The 16,793-nt window shown below is 56.6% G+C and carries 16 protein-coding genes and 1 pseudogene; 7 read left to right on the top strand and 10 right to left on the bottom strand.

Annotation, left to right across the window (positions count from 1 at the left end; translation table 11 throughout):
- The first annotated feature begins 390 nt into the window (after positions 1-390).
- Both BMZ01_RS01765 and BMZ01_RS01760 read left to right on the top strand, forming a co-directional pair.
- A complete protein-coding gene (locus BMZ01_RS01765; RefSeq protein WP_092283850.1) occupies positions 391-882 on the top strand; it encodes a ferritin in 492 nt (163 codons plus the stop codon).
- A 374-nt stretch (positions 883-1,256) separates the two neighbouring features.
- Positions 1,257-1,994: a FadR/GntR family transcriptional regulator gene (locus BMZ01_RS01760; RefSeq protein WP_092283848.1), complete on the top strand. Its 738-nt coding sequence runs from the start codon at positions 1,257-1,259 to the stop codon at positions 1,992-1,994.
- Positions 1,995-2,246: 252 nt separating this feature from the next.
- Here the strand turns inward: BMZ01_RS01760 and nrdE are convergent, their stop codons facing one another.
- The 5 genes from nrdE to BMZ01_RS01735 all read right to left on the bottom strand — a co-directional run bounded on the left by nrdE (position 2,247) and on the right by BMZ01_RS01735 (position 7,703).
- Positions 2,247-4,394, bottom strand: coding sequence for a class 1b ribonucleoside-diphosphate reductase subunit alpha (nrdE, locus tag BMZ01_RS01755; RefSeq protein ID WP_177180027.1), 2,148 nt, complete (start codon positions 4,392-4,394; stop codon positions 2,247-2,249).
- 145 nt (positions 4,395-4,539) lie between these two features.
- The gene (gene nrdI / locus BMZ01_RS01750) at positions 4,540-4,974 is read right to left on the bottom strand and encodes a class Ib ribonucleoside-diphosphate reductase assembly flavoprotein NrdI (RefSeq protein ID WP_092283844.1); all 435 of its coding nucleotides are present in this window, start codon (positions 4,972-4,974) and stop codon (positions 4,540-4,542) included.
- 326 nt (positions 4,975-5,300) lie between these two features.
- A complete protein-coding gene (gene nrdH, locus BMZ01_RS01745; RefSeq protein WP_092283842.1) occupies positions 5,301-5,534 on the bottom strand; it encodes a glutaredoxin-like protein NrdH in 234 nt (77 codons plus the stop codon).
- 509 nt (positions 5,535-6,043) lie between these two features.
- Positions 6,044-6,166 carry a type B 50S ribosomal protein L36 gene (ykgO, locus tag BMZ01_RS01740; protein ID WP_092283840.1) on the bottom strand — a complete coding sequence of 41 codons (123 nt, stop codon included), beginning with the start codon at positions 6,164-6,166 and terminating at the stop codon, positions 6,044-6,046.
- 136 nt (positions 6,167-6,302) lie between these two features.
- On the bottom strand, positions 6,303-7,703 hold the full coding sequence (locus BMZ01_RS01735; protein ID WP_177180015.1) for a sugar porter family MFS transporter: 1,401 nt from the start codon (positions 7,701-7,703) through the stop codon (positions 6,303-6,305).
- Positions 7,704-7,738: 35 nt separating this feature from the next.
- Between BMZ01_RS01735 and nadE the strand changes: the two genes are divergently transcribed.
- Positions 7,739-8,575 (top strand): ammonia-dependent NAD(+) synthetase, encoded by an 837-nt coding sequence (nadE, locus tag BMZ01_RS01730; RefSeq protein ID WP_177180014.1) that lies wholly within the window; start codon positions 7,739-7,741, stop codon positions 8,573-8,575.
- A 73-nt stretch (positions 8,576-8,648) separates the two neighbouring features.
- Here the strand turns inward: nadE and BMZ01_RS01725 are convergent, their stop codons facing one another.
- The gene (locus tag BMZ01_RS01725; protein WP_092283834.1) at positions 8,649-9,410 is read right to left on the bottom strand and encodes a fructosamine kinase family protein; all 762 of its coding nucleotides are present in this window, start codon (positions 9,408-9,410) and stop codon (positions 8,649-8,651) included.
- A gap of 1 nt (position 9,411) precedes the next feature.
- Positions 9,412-9,837 (bottom strand): pyridoxamine 5'-phosphate oxidase family protein, encoded by a 426-nt coding sequence (locus tag BMZ01_RS01720; protein ID WP_092283832.1) that lies wholly within the window; start codon positions 9,835-9,837, stop codon positions 9,412-9,414.
- Positions 9,838-10,004: 167 nt separating this feature from the next.
- Between BMZ01_RS01720 and BMZ01_RS01715 the strand changes: the two genes are divergently transcribed.
- The 4 genes and pseudogenes from BMZ01_RS01715 to BMZ01_RS01700 all read left to right on the top strand — a co-directional run bounded on the left by BMZ01_RS01715 (position 10,005) and on the right by BMZ01_RS01700 (position 13,119).
- On the top strand, positions 10,005-10,682 hold the full coding sequence (locus BMZ01_RS01715; RefSeq protein WP_092283830.1) for a metal-dependent transcriptional regulator: 678 nt from the start codon (positions 10,005-10,007) through the stop codon (positions 10,680-10,682).
- Positions 10,683-10,967: 285 nt separating this feature from the next.
- A pseudogene (nrdI, locus tag BMZ01_RS01710) lies at positions 10,968-11,375 on the top strand (class Ib ribonucleoside-diphosphate reductase assembly flavoprotein NrdI); the annotation flags it as partial.
- Positions 11,376-11,524: 149 nt separating this feature from the next.
- Positions 11,525-12,526, top strand: coding sequence for a class 1b ribonucleoside-diphosphate reductase subunit beta (nrdF, locus tag BMZ01_RS01705; protein ID WP_092283826.1), 1,002 nt, complete (start codon positions 11,525-11,527; stop codon positions 12,524-12,526).
- 26 nt (positions 12,527-12,552) lie between these two features.
- Positions 12,553-13,119 (top strand): NADPH-dependent FMN reductase, encoded by a 567-nt coding sequence (locus tag BMZ01_RS01700; RefSeq protein ID WP_092283824.1) that lies wholly within the window; start codon positions 12,553-12,555, stop codon positions 13,117-13,119.
- Positions 13,120-13,224: 105 nt separating this feature from the next.
- Here the strand turns inward: BMZ01_RS01700 and BMZ01_RS01695 are convergent, their stop codons facing one another.
- From BMZ01_RS01695 to dcuC, 3 genes are all read right to left on the bottom strand, one after another.
- Complete coding sequence (locus BMZ01_RS01695; protein WP_092283822.1) at positions 13,225-14,001, bottom strand: SDR family oxidoreductase; 777 nt, start codon at positions 13,999-14,001, stop codon at positions 13,225-13,227.
- A 71-nt stretch (positions 14,002-14,072) separates the two neighbouring features.
- Positions 14,073-14,996 (bottom strand): nucleoside hydrolase, encoded by a 924-nt coding sequence (locus tag BMZ01_RS01690; protein WP_092283820.1) that lies wholly within the window; start codon positions 14,994-14,996, stop codon positions 14,073-14,075.
- A 17-nt stretch (positions 14,997-15,013) separates the two neighbouring features.
- Positions 15,014-16,402 (bottom strand): C4-dicarboxylate transporter DcuC, encoded by a 1,389-nt coding sequence (gene dcuC / locus BMZ01_RS01685; RefSeq protein ID WP_092283818.1) that lies wholly within the window; start codon positions 16,400-16,402, stop codon positions 15,014-15,016.
- Positions 16,403-16,793: the final 391 nt, after the last annotated feature.

Below are 16,793 nucleotides of genomic sequence, written 5' to 3'. Positions count from 1 at the left end.
GCGGGCCATGTAGGTGGGGTGTGAGATTTTCAGGGAGTGGCCATAAGCGCCGTGGGAAGCTTCACTTTGGCGGTGCTGCTTCTTTGTTGGGCTTCGGGGTTTCGCTGAAAATCCCCCTCGCGAGTCTCAAAGAACGCTTGGGGGTTGCGGGTTTGTCTGTGCCATCGACTCTACCCGAGTTCAAACGCGCGCATGCCGAATGTGAGGAAGAACGAATATTTAAGCATTTCTAGGCCAGTGTGCCCTTACCTAAGCGGTGCATATCACCTGCAAAATGCCCTCTAAACTGCTAAAACGCCAGGTGAAGTTTGCCTATCAAAAGGCGGTGTTTTATTTAGTTACGCTTACCTTGGATGCATAACTCCAGCGCAAGGGGTTATTATCAGTGCCATGATGATCAACGACAAGCTCGCAAATGCTTTGAACGACCAAGTTACCGCAGAGATCCACGCATCCCTGCTGTACCTCCAACTCTCCTACGCTCTCGACGACCTCGGCCTGGTGGGTATGCGCGATTGGATGCGCGCCCAGCACGAAGAGGAACTCGAGCACGCAGAAGCCTTCTCCCAGCACCTGCTGGACCGCGACATCACCCCGCAAATCAAGGCCATCGAGTCTCCCCAGGTTTCCGTAAAGACCGCTGAGGATGCCTTCGCCGCTGCTCTCGAGCACGAGCGCAAAGTCTCCGCAATGATCCGCAACCTGGAGAACATCCGCGAAGAGGTTCGCGACCTGGATTCCCGCCCGCTGCTCGACCAGTTCCTGGCTGAGCAGATCGAAGAAGAATCCACCGTCAGCGAGATCCTCGATCGCCTGAAGATCGCCGGCGAGTCCGGTTCCGGCATCCTGCACATCGATGCAGAGCTGGGCGACCGCAAGTAAGCCTGAAGCCTGTGGGGCGAATATCGCCCTAGGTCTTTAAGGCCCCTAGGTCTTTAAGTCCGCCAGGCCTTTGAGGCCACAGGCCCTTAAGTCAGGAAACTGACTCACCCGGCATCCCCCTCCCACCAGCCCGGGAGGGGGATGAAGTGCGTTTAGGCCCCTTTGCCATAAAGCATTGATAGAGCTCGCCGCACCTCCCCCATTTTGAGCCCCTGTTATGGGAGAATGCGGAAGCTGCGAAATCTTTTAGTAAATTCTGGTTCATAAGTTTCGACAGTGTACGGTTGTACACAATTGGGTTCCTGAATTTCACTATCAGGCTCAAGGTCTACACTTAAGGAACCCACCCTTTAGCACCACCCCATGGAAGCGATATGCCTGCCATCTCCCGCCGCACAAGTGCTGCAACAAAGCTCGATATTGTGTTACACGAACTTGGCTCCGACATTATTAATGGAAAACTCCGTGTCGGTTCGGTCATGACCTTGCAGAGTATCGGCGAGCGCTTCAATATTTCCCGCACGGTTGCCCGCGAAGTAATGCGAGCTTTGGAGCAATTGGGTTTGGTTGCTTCTTCGCGCCGCGTGGGCATTACGGTGCTGGATCGCAGCCATTGGTCTGTGTATAGCGACCTGGTGATCCGTTGGCGTTTGGAAAGCGAAACTGAGCGGATACCGCAGCTGCAGACCTTGGCTGAAATGCGAATGGCGATTGAACCGCAGGCGGCACGTTTTACCGCTGTGCGCGCGAACCGTGAACAAAAGGATGAGTTATTGGCCGCGGCCGATAAGATCATCACGATTGGTGGCGTGTGGAATTTCCGCAGCGACCTTTTTATTGAGGCGAACTATAACTTCCACCACATGCTCATGTGCTTTTCGGGTAATGAACTTTTCCGCGCCCTAGCACCCAGCTTGCTCAGTGGCGTGGAGGCGCGCATTCGCTATGGGCTGATGATGCCTTCCTTAAACGAAGAGTTGTTGATGGTGCACCGTCAATTAGCTGAGGCGGTATTCCACGGGAATGGCCCGGCGGCGGAGAACCACTGCCAGTACATCTTGCACCACACCACGATTACCGCGCAGTACCCGCGGCTGCCTGAGCGCTACTAGCGCGCTGTGGGGGTTGCGCGGGTGCTTGGCGCCGGCGGCGTGTGGGGTGCTGTGCTTCGTGGGCCGCTGTGCGTTGGACCCCCTGCTCCCCCTCCCCTCTCCCCTAGTGCTGCGGTCCCGGCGCGACTGCGCTTCCTGAGAGCAGCCCGCAGTTACAGCCCCGCTGGCTAAGGTCCACAGTTAGAGCGCTAGATAAAGCACAACGCCTCCCTGAAATGAATCAGGAAGGCGTTGTTTTTGCTCTGCCCGGATTTAGAGCATGCAGCTCACGCAACCCTCAACTTCGGTGCCGGTGAGAGCGACCTGGCGCAGACGGATGTAGTAGAGGGTCTTAATGCCCTTACGCCATGCGTAGATCTGTGCCTTGTTGATATCGCGGGTGGTGGCGGTGTCCTTGAAGAACAGCGTCAGCGAGAGGCCCTGGTCCACATACTTGGTGGCTACTGCGTAGGTGTCGATGACCTTTTGGTAGCCAACCTCGTAGGCATCGGCGAAGTAGTCGAGGTTTTCATTCGACATGTGCGGTGCCGGGTAGTAGACGCGACCGATCTTGCCTTCCTTGCGGATCTCAATCTTCGATGCGATCGGATGGATCGAGCTGGTCGAGTTATTGATGTAGGAGATCGAGCCGGTCGGCGGGACGGCCTGCAGGTAGCGGTTGAAGAGGCCGTGCTTCATGACCTCTTGCTTGAGCTCTTCCCAATCCTCTGCGGTAGGAACGTGCACGGTGGAATTCTCGAAGAGTTCCTTCACGCGCTCGGTCTTCGGGGTGAACTCTTCCGGATCGAAGCGGTCGAAGTAGGCGCCGCTGGCGTATTCGGAGGTTTCGAAGTTCTTGAAGGTGGTGCCGCGTTCCTTAGCGATCAGGTTGGAGGCGCGCAGGCACTGGTAGAGGATTGCAGCGAAGTAGGCGTTGGTGAAGTCCAGGCCTTCTTCGGAGCCATAGTGGATGCGCTCGCGGCCGAGGTAGCCGTGCAGGTTCATCTGGCCTAGGCCAATGGCGTGGGCGGCTTCGTTGCCCTTGCGGATGGAAGGAACCGAGTCGATGGAGGTTTGCTCGGAGACTGCAGTTAATCCACGTACAGCGGTTTCCACGGTGTTGGCGAAGTCCGGGGAGTCCATGGTCATCGCGATATTCAGCGAGCCGAGGTTACAGGAGATGTCTTCACCAACATGCTCGTAGGTGAGGTCCGCATGGTAGGTGGATGCGGTGGAGACCTGCAGGATTTCCGAGCAGAGGTTGGAGTGGGTAACGCGGCCTTCGATGGGGTTGGCGTTGTTTACGGTGTCTTCGTACATGATGTACGGGTAACCGGACTCGAATTGGATTTCTGCGAGGGTCTGGAAGAACTGGCGGGCGTTGATCTTGGACTTGCGGATGCGCGGGTCCTCAACCATTTCCTCGTAGTGTTCGGTGATGGACAGGTCCGCGAAGGGCTTGCCGTAGACACGTTCCACGTCATAAGGCGAGAAGAGGTACATGTCGTCATTGCGCTTCGCCAGGTCGAAGGTGATGTCCGGGATAACCACACCGAGAGACAGGGTCTTAATGCGGATCTTTTCGTCCGCGTTCTCACGCTTGGTATCCAGGAAGCTCAGGATATCCGGGTGGTGTGCATGCAGGTACACCGCACCGGCACCCTGGCGGGCACCGAGCTGGTTGGCGTAGGAGAAGGAGTCTTCGAGGAGCTTCATCACGGGGATGACACCAGAGGACTGGTTTTCGATCTTCTTAATCGGGGCGCCAGCTTCACGCAGATTGGTCAGCAGCAGTGCCACACCGCCGCCGCGCTTGGAGAGCTGCAGTGCGGAGTTAATGGCACGGCCGATGGACTCCATATTGTCTTCGATGCGCAGCAGGAAGCAGCTCACGGGTTCGCCGCGCTGTGCCTTACCGGCGTTGAGGAAGGTGGGGGTGGCGGGCTGGAAGCGGCCGCTAATGATCTCATCGACCAGGTTGCGGGCCATTTCCTGGTTACCTGCTGCCAGGGTCAGAGCGACCATGCACACGCGGTCTTCGTAGCGCTCGAGGTAGCGCTTCCCGTCGAAGGTCTTCAGGGTATAGGAGGTGTAGTACTTATAGGCACCCAGGAAGGTCTTGAAGCGGAACTTATGCGCGTAGGCCTGCTGGAAGAGTGACTTAATGAAGGGGAAGTCGTATTGGTCTAGGACCTCAGACTCGTAGTACTCATTGTTGACCAGGTAGTCGATCTTCTCTTTGAGGTCATGGAAGAAGACGGTGTTCTGGTTGACGTGTTGCAAGAAGAACTGGTTCGCGGCTTCGCGGTCCTTGTCGAACTGGATATTGCCGTTATCGTCATAAAGATTCAGCAGCGCGTTCAGCGCGTGATAGTCCAGCTGGTCTTCCGGCTTCACCGGCTCTGCAACAGTTTTACCCAAGTCAGTCACGTTGGTGTGGGCCTTTCAGGTCGAAAAGATTGCCCTTCGGCATTCTCTTTAGGATTCTGCGCGCCACCGCTTCACAGGAGCGCGAAGTGGTGAGTTTTTGGCGATGACGCCGCGGAGAGGGGACAAATAGTTAAAGCTAAGCCGCGCTGGGGCTAAGCCCCAAGGCTTCGGCGTTGGCAAGGATGCCTTCACGAACAAGTTCGACATCCTCGTCATTACCCATCAGCTCGAAGCGGTACACGTAGGGCACGTGGCACTTCTGGCTAATGAGGTCTCCGGCTTTACCGAAGTCGGTGCCGAAGTTGGAGTTTCCGCCAGCAATGACCGCACGGATGTAGTTGCGGTTCTGCTCGTTATTGAGGAACCGAATTACTTGCACCGGTACTGGCTTGGAGTTACGGCCCATGATGGATGCGCCGCCACCATAGGTGGGGCAGATCAGGACGTAGGGTTCATCCACGATCAGCGGTTCATCTGCTTTGTGCAGGGGAATGCGCTTGCTCGGGAATCCGAGTTTGGTCACGAACTTTTTGGTGTTCTCCGTGGCCGAGGAGAAGTAGACGATGAGCACGCTGGCTCACTTCCCTTCGCACTAAAAATTTTTCTTGATCCCACAGGCGTCGCTTAACGTTTGCGGTATCAAGTTGGAGGTTGCGGGTGTCCGGCCGTTCTAGCTGGCCGTGCGCAGGTGATACGACTATGGCCGCTACCTTTAACCACCAACACAAAAAATTTTGCGAGGTACGGGGGCGAGGGAAGCGACCTTAGGGGGTGAATCAGTTATTTTTCTTTGGGCCCAGACCCCGCGTGGTGCGGGGGCCTAAGCATGTGAAGAAAGTTTGTGGGTTGTCTTTGAAGTAGAGCGATATCTACTTGAAAAGTTTTTGGTTGAGCTACTTAGGCAACCTGTGCGGCGAGGTTGCGGATGCGCTCTGGGCGGAAGCCGGACCAGTGCTCCCCATCAACTTCCACGACGGGGGCTTGGAGGTATCCGAGAGCCATGACGTAGTCACGGGCTTCATCATCGAGGCTGATATCGACCAGGTTGTAGTCCAGACCGGCACGATCCAAAGCCTTCTTGGTGGCGTTGCACTGCATGCAGGCGGGCTTGGTGTAGACGGTGATCGACATGCTCATTCTCGCTTTCAAAGACTAAATCTGCGACCTCTGCGACCCATATTAGGCCGGTGCAGTACTCGGTGTTTGGGGCTTAGCCCCGCGGGTGCTGCTCTCTTCAGAGCGACAACACGAACCCTATACTTTGTGGTCGAAACCCGCAAGGGCCACAACATGTAGTAGTTACAAGCTGAGTATTCCCAGGATGACAGCGGTGTAAGCCACCACATGTTGACCCCCCGACGCTTCTTCCCCGTCGCTTAAAAACATCACCGATGTCATTTCCGCAGGAGAGCCCCTCACTTAGGTGACATAACTCACATTAAAGCTTTCTTGACACTTCTTCGCCCCGCCGGAGATAAAAGTACGCACGCGCGCTATTGCTTTTAGCCCCGTAGCACCTCTCCCCTGACCTCAATCGCTAGGCGAAAGAGTATTAAGAGAAGTACTAAGGAGCGTGCAATAGCGCGCGTGCGGAAAAGAGTGAGGCGACTTCGCGCCAACCCAAAAATTAATTCTTAGGTTTAGCCCTGGCGAGCCTTGAAGCGCGGTTCCTTCTTGTTGATCACGTAGACCTTGCCGTGGCGACGCACAACCTGGGCGCCCGGCTTGTTCTTCAGCGACCGAAGTGACTTGCGGACCTTCATCGGGCGCTCCTTTCTTATACTCATCAGTCAATACGCGGGTGCGCGGCGCACACCTGCATAGCATAAACACCTAGTGGGCTTATGACACGTCGGACAATACTAATGCAGTAGCGCCCAATGGCCAAGTTGAGAAGATTTATGCCCCCTGCGGGAGGGCATCGGGGCGAATCTTTTCACCACCAAAGCGGCGGCGCATCTCTTCGCCGACTTCTTCCAAGCTACGACCGGTGGTTTCAGGCACGAAGATGCGCACGAAGACCAAGGAGAGCACACCGAGCACCGCGAAAACAGCGAAGGCACCGGAGCCAGTAATGGCGTCGACCAGCGGGAGGAAGAATTGCGCCACCGCCCAGTTGGCCACCCATAGCGCTAGGCCAGCAATACCCATGCCCACACCACGTACCGGAAGTGGCACCAATTCGCTCATCAGCAGCCAGGTGGTCAGCGATACCGCCGACTGTTGGAAGGCAATAAACAACGCCATAAGACCCAAAGCGAGCATCGCCATGGCAGTAGATCCATGGGCCAGGTGGAAGACGATCGCAAGTAATCCTAAGGAGCTGATATTGCCGATCAGGCCAATGGTAAGCAGGCGCTTTCGACCAACACGATCAACGATCCTCAAGCCCACCCAGCAGGCAATCACACTGACCACACCAATGACGATGGCGGTGTAAACGGAGTTCTCCGTAGAGATACCGACCTTGTTCATCATGGTGGGGGCGAAATACACCACGGCATTCACACCGGAGATCTGCTGGATAACACCCACGCACACGGCTACCACTACTGCCAAAGCCAACCAGCGTTGGCTGCGCAATTGCGCCCACTCGCTCTTACGCGGCCCGGTTTCAGCCGCCAGGGCCGCGGTTTCCTCGCGGTGATGCCGCGACATACCAGTCAGAGCGGCTACTTCCTGCGCACGCTGGGTATTACCGCGCTTGGCGTACCAGGCCGGGGTATCAGGCAAGAAGATCATGCCAAGGCCGAAGATAATGCCGGGGATAGCGGCCATACCGAGCATCAAGTGCCAATTTCCGGTGTGCGCCAGTGCCGAGTTCACTAAGTATGCGACCAGCTGGCCGACCACGATCATCAAAGTATTTAGCGACACTAAGCGACCGCGGACCACCGAAGGCACCATCTCGGCGATATACATAGGTGCCACGATGCTCACGGCACCTACTGCCACTCCTAGGAAGGTGCGGGCTGCAGCTAAGTTACCCGGGGTGCCTGCCACCGCACACCAGAATGCGCCGACAATAAAAATAATTGCGCCGATAATCAGGGTGCTGCGCCGACCTAAGGCATCAGCGATACGCCCGCCGGTGACAGCACCGAAGGCTGCACCCACCAAGAGCATGGAGGTAACAAAACCGGCTTGGGTGGAATCCATCCCGAATTCCGGGGTGATATAAAGCAAGGCCCCAGAGATAACTCCGGTGTCATAGCCGAAGAGGAGGCCACCAAGTGCGGCTATAAACGCGATCTTATTAACGTAGCGTCGTTCCGTTTGATTCAAGGTTTGCGTATTCACGTCCTTGATCCTGTCACCTGGGTAGGCTGTGGGTCATGTCCACCAATCAGTCAAAACTCCAAGAAACAATCGTGTCTGCCCTGCACGTTAAGCCCTTGATCGATGAAGCTCAAGAGGTTGAGGAAAGGGTTAAGTTCTTAGCGGATTACTTAACTATGACCGGAGCCAAGGGATTTGTTCTCGGAATTTCTGGAGGCCAAGATTCCACTTTGGCTGGGCGTCTCGCCCAATTAGCCGTAGAAAAATTACGGGGCGAAGGTAAGGATGCTGAATTCTGGGCGATGCGTTTGCCCCACGGTGTCCAAGCCGATGAAGATGACGCCCAGATCGCCTTAGAGTTCATCCAGCCGGACCACACCGTCACGGTAGATATTAAGGACGCCACCACTGCCCTAGGCGCCGCTGTTGCCCAAAGCATTGGTAATGAGCACCTCGGCGACTTCAATCGCGGCAATGTGAAGGCGCGGCTACGGATGGTCGCCCAATATGCGTTAGCCGGCGAGAAGGGGCTATTAGTTATCGGCAGTGATCATGCCGCGGAAAATGTCACCGGCTTCTTCACCAAGCATGGTGATGGCGCTGCTGACCTTATCCCCCTTGAAGGCTTGAATAAACGCCAAGGCGCTGCCCTATTGCGCTACCTTGGTGCGCCGGATTCCACGTGGAAGAAGGTTCCTACCGCGGATCTTGAAGATGACCGTCCCGGCTTGCCCGATGAAGAGGCCTTAGGTGTGAGCTACCAGCACATCGATGATTACTTGGAAGGCAAGCAGATCCCCGATGCTGCCCGCGAGCAGCTCGAAAAGCTCTGGCTACGCGGACAACATAAGCGTCATCTTCCCCCAGGCCCCAATGACACCTGGTGGCGCTAGGCGCCACGCGCCCCAGGGCGTCCGGGCGACCCAACGCGCCCAAGCCGCCCCAAGACACTCCCCTCCCCCAGGATCACCCTTCCAGCAGTCGAATAGTCTTCATCGCTGCTTGGTAAAGCGGTTCGGCATAACCCAGACCATGGGTATAGGCGTGGACCGCTAGGGGGTGCAATTGGTGCAGGGGGATGGTTTCTTGCCAACCATCTGGCAAGGCCGTGATCTCTTCATAGCCGGCAACGATCTCTTCGAAAAATGGTGCGCCGAATAACGCCAACATGGCGATATCGGTCACCGGGTGCCCACCATGGGCGGCCGGGTCGATAAAGATCGGCCCGGCGTCGCTAAACATCAGGTTGCCGGCCCATAAATCACCGTGGATACGCGCGGGCCCAAAGGGTGGTAGCTCTGCTTCTTGAATGAGTTCACAGGCTCTTTCCACCATCTCCACGCAGCCTTGGCTGATATTTCCAGCCTGGAATGCTGCGTAGGTAAAAGGCAGCACCCGCTGCGCCGGATAGAACTCCGCGAAGGTGTCCCGCGGGGTGCATTCTTGTTCTTGGGTGCCAATAAAGCAGGGGCCCTCGTAGCCAGCTGGTGGTGCTCCAAAAGCTGGGGCACCAGCAGCATGAATGCGGGCCAACTCGCGACCCGCCTGGCGTGCAGCGCCAGCGGTGGGTCGCACTGAGTTCACCCGCACCGTAGCGATGTGGTGTTCACCCACATCCACTACCTCAGCTACCTGCTTTGAGGTTTCGCCTAACCATTTCAGGCTGGCTGCCTCAAAGGCGGCAGCTCCTGCTTCGGCAACATGTTTCCGGAATTCGGAGGGCTGCAATCTAGTAGCGCTCCGGTTCCTCGCCTAGCTGGAAGGCGCGACCGGTCACTTTTTCTGCGGTGATGCGCACATAGTTGTACTTCAGGGTGGGGATCCAGGCACGTAGCGGCAGGGCGTCGGCGCGATGAATCTCATCGAGATCCTGCACCACCTCGGCATCACCTTTAACAACTACGGACCAGGCTGTTTCTTCGGTGTGGGAATCCACTTCGAATAGCACTTCATGGTTAAGGGCGATGGTGAAAAGCTTGGAACCTTCGGCACTGCGGAAGTAGATGTTGTTCTTCTCATCGACGACATAGTTGACGGGGAAGATTTCCATCTCATCGCTACGGCGCACCACAACGCGACCGAGTTGCTCGCCGCGCAGCTTTTCAAAGGACTCTTCGGGAGTGAGATGCTTGATCAGGTCGTCATAGGAGCACATGTGTCCCATTATCCCCCTTTTCCCAGAACAGGGGTAGGAATCTTTGGATTTTCCCATGACAGATCGTTAAAGATGGGGTGAAGAATATGATGTACGAGCGTCCTTTAACTCACCGGTCGGCATCTCGCTCATCACATTGTGACCTGGGCTATTGCTAACATGCCCTTATGTCCGTTTCCCGTCTGTCGCCCAGTACTCAGAATTATGTAAAGGCCATTTGGAACCTCCAAGAATGGTCCAACGAGCCGGTGACGGCCTCGGCATTGGCAAATAAGGTTGGCGTGCGCCTCTCCAGCGCCTCTGATGCCATTAGGAAATTAGCCAGCCAAGAATTAGTCCAACACACCCCCTACGGTGAAGTCTCGCTGACCGAACAGGGGCGCCAAGCTGCCCTGCAGATGGTGCGCCGACACCGCCTGATTGAGTGCTTCTTGGTAGAGATGCTGGGTTATCGCTGGGATCAGGTCCATGATGAAGCGGAACACCTCGAGCACGCGGTCTCAGATTTCATGATCGCCCGCATCGATGAGAAACTCGGACACCCCACTCGCGACCCGCATGGTGACCCCATCCCCAGCGAAGACGGCACGATCTCGCATCCCGATGCGATTCGGCTTAGCGATGTCGATCCAGAATCCAAGGTTCGCGTGGAACGCATCGCTGATGATGACCCCACCTTGCTCCAATACTTCGGTGACAACGGGCTCAAGGTCGGCTCGATTGTCTCCACTCGCCCCGGCGCGCCCTACTCCGATGCCACCGAGGTACTCCTCGAAGGCCACGAGGGTCCGCTACTGCTGGGACAGTCCGCCACGGACGCGGTCTTCGTCACCCTCCTGAAATAACGCAACACAGGCACGCACCCCAGGAAACTAGGGTACACACCCTCAGGTACGCCCCGCACGCCCCACCCACACCCCAAAGTGACCTAAACCTCGCCCCTTCGGGGGCCTTTTTCTTATCCCCACCTGGGATATTAGGAGTGGCGTAGTTTCTCACACCGTCGCAACGTAGACTAAAGCTCACATGGGTGTTATTAGTGGAGTGTCAACGCCGACGAAGGAGCTTCAATCACCGTGCCTGATCACAGCAGTGCCCCCACACATCGCTTCACCGTCCACGAGCTTTCCGTGGAGGAATCCACCGACCTGGTGTACTTCTCCTCCGCCTCGGAAAACACCCGGCGCTTCATCGAAAAACTTCACCGCCCCGCCACCCGCATCCCTCTTCGACCGCGCGTGGAGGGCATGATCCGCGTTACCCGCCCCTTTGTCCTCATCACGCCAAGCTACGGCGGCGGCTCCCTCGCCGGAGCTGTCCCCAAGCAGGTCGGCGCCTTCCTCAACGACCCCGTCAACCGCAGCTTGATGCGCGGCGTCATCACCTCGGGCAACACCAACTTCGGCGAGCACTTCTGCATTGCCGGACCACTCATCGCCAAAAAGTGCAAAGTCCCAGAACTCTACCGTTTCGAGCTGCTTGGCACCGCCCGCGATGTTGAGCGCGTCAACGCCGGTCTCGATGAATTCTGGGCAGAACTCGCCCGCACTCACCCAGAGGCAGTCGCCCTCCCAGAGGCAGTCGCCATCCCAGAGGCCGCACCCAGCACCAACACCGCAGCCACCAGCAATACCCCTTCCCAAGCAACCCCCTCGACCACCTAACGTAAAGAAAGCACCCGCACCCAATGAGTGATCTCTACTCAATCTCTGTCACCCCACCTCATTTCCGCCACGACCCCACCGCGCGCCTGCGGCCGGTGAATTGGAACCGCCTCCAAGACGATAAAGACCTCGAGGTTTGGAACCGTCTCACCGCCAACTTCTGGCTGCCGGAAAAGGTCCCGCTCTCCAATGACATCCCCGCCTGGAAGAACATGGATGAGCAGGAACGCACGCTCACCATCCGGGTGTTCACGGGCTTGACCATGCTCGATACCGTGCAGGCCACCGTCGGTGAGGTCAGCCAAATCCAGGACGCCAAAACCGAGCACGAGGAAGCGGTCTACACCAATATCGCTTTCATGCAGGCCGTGCACGCCCGCAGTTATTCCTCGGTGTTCTCCACCTTGTGCTCCACCCCAGAGATCGACGACGCCTACCGCTGGGCGGTCAATAATGATCTCCTCCAGGAACGCGCCAAGCGGGTGCTCGTCCACTATTACAATGACGACCCCCTCAAGCGAAAAGTAGCCTCCACGCTGCTGTCTTCACTGCTGCTCTACGCCGGTTTCTATCTGCCGCTGCACTTCTCGGTGCGCGCCAAGCTCATGAATACCGCCGATATGATCCGCCTGATCCTGCGCGATAAAGCGGTCCACGGCTATTACTCCGGCTATAAGTACCAGCGCGGCCTGGAGCAAACCGATCGCCAAGAAGAGATGAAGGACTTCACCTTCAACCTCCTCGAGGATCTCTATGAGCTGGAGCTGAAGTACTCCGGTGAGCTCTATGAGCCGGTCGGCCTCATGGATGATGTCGCGGTGTTCGTCCGCTACAACGCCAACAAGGCACTCATGAATCTCGGTTATGCGGACCGCTTCAGCGCCGAGGAAACCGAGGTTCGCCCGGAGATCCTTGCCGCGCTTTCCCCCGGCTCGGAGGAGACACATGATTTCTTCTCCGGTTCTGGTTCCGCCTATGTCATTGGCACCGCAGAGAACACCTCTGATGAGGACTGGGACTTCTAACTACTACTGAAAGGACTTTCCGCGCTATGGCAAAGAGAATCACTGTTATTATCGGCTCGCTGCGCCGCGGCTCCATTGCCCGCAAGATCGCCAACAATGCCCTCGAACTCTTTCCCGAAGGCTTCGAGCCCACCATCTACGAGATCCGTGACCTGCCCCTTTATGACTTCGACTATGACGATCCCGAGGTCGAAGACAAGCCCACCCCGCAGGAGTACACGGATTTCCGCGAGACCATCAAGGCTTCCGATGGCATCCTCTTTGTCACTCCGGAAAACAACCGCTGCATCCCCGCCTGCCTCAAAAACGCCGTCGACATCGGCTCCAAACCCAACTCCGATGTCGCCTGGAAGAACAAGCCGGTAGGCATCATCAGCCACTCGGTGGGCCGCATGGGCGGCTACTCCTCCCAAAAGAACCTGCGCCTCGCGCTCTCCTACTTCGATATGCCCACCCCCGGCCAGCCCGAGGTCTTCCTCGGCAACTCTCCGCAGTACATCGACGATAACGGCAAGCTCACGCCCGAAAAGACCGTCAACTTCGTCAAGGACTATATCGAGCGTTTTTGCCAGGTCGTCGAACAGAACTCCTAAGCTTTCCCCGAGATCTTCGGGCTAAGGTCTGCTCAAAAAATACTCAAGGCACGTGCGCAGCTTTGCCGCACGTGCCTTGGTGTTTTCTACGCGAGTAGCGAGCCTTTATGACTCGTCCTTCGGAGCCAGGGAACGCAAGAGGCCATACAGCTGCGCCGTATCGCCGGTTGCAGATCCACCATCAACCACAATCTCCGTTCCGGAAATATAGCTGGCCTTATCCGAGGCCAAGAAGCACACCACTTCCGCTACCTCATCAGCAGTACCCGGGCGATCCAATGCCGCGAAGATCAAGGGGCCATCTTCGGTCACCCCATACTTCGCCGTCATCGGGGTGGCGATGGTGCCTGGGTGCACGGAGTTCACGCGAATCCCCTTCGGCCCCAGATCCAACGCCGCCGCCTTCGTCATGCCGCGCACCGCCCACTTACTGGTGGCATACGCAATGGCATTCACCTGCCCGGTAATACCAGCCAGCGAGGAAATATTGATGATCGAGGCGCCTGCCTTCATCATCGGGCTGATCAGCTTCATGCCTAAGAACTGCGAGCGAGTATTAATCGCCATAATCTTGTCGAAGTCTTCAACCGAGCAGGCATCCAAGCCTTCCATCGACAAAATCCCGGCATTATTTACCAAGACGTCGATCTTCCCATCGAGCTTTTCCTCGATGTACTGCTTGACCTTCGCCCAGTCTTCTTCCTCAGCCACATTGTGGTGCAGGTAGTGCGCACCGATCTCCTCGGCGAGTTTCTGGCCACCTTCATCATTGAGGTCCGTGATGATCACGGTGGCGCCTTCTTCCACAAAGCGGCGAGCTTCCACCGCTCCTTGTCCGGAGGCACCGCCGGTGATCAGTGCGACTTTATTTTCCAGCAGCATATAAGGGTCACCTTTCTTTCGACTTGGTCTTAACCCCAGCTATACCAGAAAATCCCTGCTCAACACCGCGTTTAAGAGGCTGCCTTCTTGAGCACCTCAATCACGTGCTCCATAATCTTCTCGCCATCAGCTTCGGTGGCCAACTGCGCATTAGCTTCCGCTTTCCGCGGCACCCGCAATTCACACACCGTGGCACCGCGAGAGTGCTTTCCTGCCAGCTCTACTTCAATGTGCATCGGCTCCACCTTGAAGCATTCTGGCCATCGCAGGTACGCCGCGGCACTAGGATCATGCAAAGCCATAGGCTTGCCCTTCTCCTTTTCCACCAGGCGCAGGTAGAAACCAATATGATCCGCCAGGATCTCCGCCTTCTCAGTACCTACTTCGCGCACCTGGTCTTCATGTTCTAGCTGAATCATCACCTGCCTCGTCAGATTCAGCCCAAACATAATCATCGGCACCTCAAGCTCAATGAGCACCGCCAAGGCTTCCGGATCGGCATAGGTATTGAACTCTGCCGCCGCAGTGTGGTTACCGCTGGTTGCGGAGCCACCCATAAACACCAATTCCTTGATATTGCGCACCAGGTCAGGACGCAGATTCAACGCCATCGCCAGGTTGGTGAGCGGGCCAGTGGCCAGAATGCTCAGCGGGCCTTCTTCTAAAGCCTCGATCAGCGCAATAATCGCCGGGGTCTTCTCTTCGCTTCGGCTAGGTTTCGGGAGCTTGCGCCCACGGGTGCCCATGCCGCCTTCCCCGAGTAACCCCTCAATGGTTTGGGGTGCTTGGGCAAGGGGCCTGGCTGCCCCGCGGTAGACCGGCACATCTAGGTCGAAAAGCTCGCAGGCACTCAAGGTGTTGGTGGTGGTGTTATCCAAGGTGGTGTTGCCCACCACCGTGGAGATTCCCACAATCTGATAATCCTTGGCGGTTGCCGCAATACCAATGGCGATGAGGTCATCAAAGCCGGTGTCGCAATCAATCCATAAGCGCATGTCTTAGTCCTTATCTCTTAAACACCGACGATGAACCAGGTCATGATCATGGACATCACAATGCCAAAGCCCATGGGTACCGCCGTGCGGGCCACCAATTGAATCGGGTTGACCTTGATAGCGGAAGACACAATCAGGATCACCGCGGAAATCGGGGAGCAGGCACGCGCCAGGTTGCCAACCAGCTGCAGCGGCAAGGTCAACAGCGCACCATTGATACCGGATGCGGCAGCCACCGGCGGGGCGATCTCCACCAGGGAGTAGAAGGGCGAGACACCACCCACCAGCAAAGACAGCAGCAGCATCAAGCCACCGAACGCCAAGAAGAGCAAGAGCGCGGCACCATTAATACCTGCCACCGCATTAGTCAGCGCATCGACAATGCCCAGCTGAATAATGGCCTGGACCAGGATATTTGCGGCAATAACCAGGGTGACCACCGCACCGAAGCCCTTACCCATGCCGCGGAAGAAGATCATGAGGTCTTCCAGGCTTTGCACCAGGGTGCGCTTACGAATAATTTCAGCGATCACCGCCAAGATAATGGACACCAAGGTCACCGGGATCAGCCCGGCATGAAGTTCGAAGCTGGTGAATTGGCTGAGGATGAAGGGAATCAGGATCAGCAGCAGCGGCAGAACCGGGAAGATGGAGTACCACAGTGGGGTCTCCGGGCCCTGCTCTGCTTCCACATCCAAGATGGAAGAACCGAGGTTATCCCCGCGGGCAATAGCGCGCTTATCCATGTACTTCTGCCAGAAGTAGTGCACCACACCAATGGCAATCAGGGTGGGGATCGAGACCATGGCGTGCAATGCGAAAACATAGTGGTCAAGATCAATACCCAGGCGCTGCGCAGCAATCACGTTATCGGCACCCAGGGGCGTCGGCATGATGGTTGCGGTGGTGGCAATAACCGCGCCCGCGGTTAAGGGGCTTAAGCCTGCACCAATAAGTGCCGGGAAGAGCGTAGCCATCAAGATCAGTGCCAGCGAGGAAGCCGAGGGCACAGCCAGGGACATAATATTGCCCACCCAGAACACCAGCGGCACCAGCAGGTACTTGGCTTTCAGCTTCAGCAGGGGTCGGGTGAGCACGGTGACAACGGACTGGTTGGCCCCAATGTGGCTCATATAGGCCGAGAACCCGAAGAGCACCATAATGATCATGCCCACACCCTTGGTGGTGTGCGCGAAGATCTGGCCAATGTAATCGAGCTGGTCAAGCAGGATATTTCCGGAAGGGTGGATCTCGTATTTTCCGGTTTCCGTGCGTCCTAATAGCGGGGCCACCAACATCATGACCAAACCGCCGACGAAGAGGGCAACCGTTGCGTTGACTTTCTTCGCGATCAGTGTCGCAACAATCCCGATACCAACTATGGCAAGCAGAAACTCCAGAACCATGGAGTGTTCCTTTCTAAGGAGGTGTGAGAGATGGTGACGCACTCCCCCAGAGTTGGGCACAGCATGGTCGTTCTTGTTTCTTAGGTTTGGGGGTGGACGTCTCTGGCCAATCTTGACACGAGCTTCCGGGAAATGAATAGAAATGTGGAGGTTTTTCTACTGAACTTGAGGATCGGTTAAGTCTAAGTTGAATCGTGCCCTTACTCGACCGTAATAACCGGGGGAAATGCTATGTATATATGTCCATTAATGCGACTATGAAATTAGTCTCAAAATCCTGCACTACCCCCTAATTTAGGCAAGCTCACCGCACATATTTAAGCGCCCCAACCTGTACGAACCCACCCACCACATAGGCCCCGACTATTGGGCGCCAGATTCTTCTTAGTTT

It is taken from the genome of Corynebacterium spheniscorum, from assembly GCF_900113445.1.
Lineage (GTDB): Bacteria > Actinomycetota > Actinomycetes > Mycobacteriales > Mycobacteriaceae > Corynebacterium > Corynebacterium spheniscorum.
Note: the sequence above shows the minus strand (reverse complement) of the source record. Positions and strands in the feature narration are given on the sequence as shown.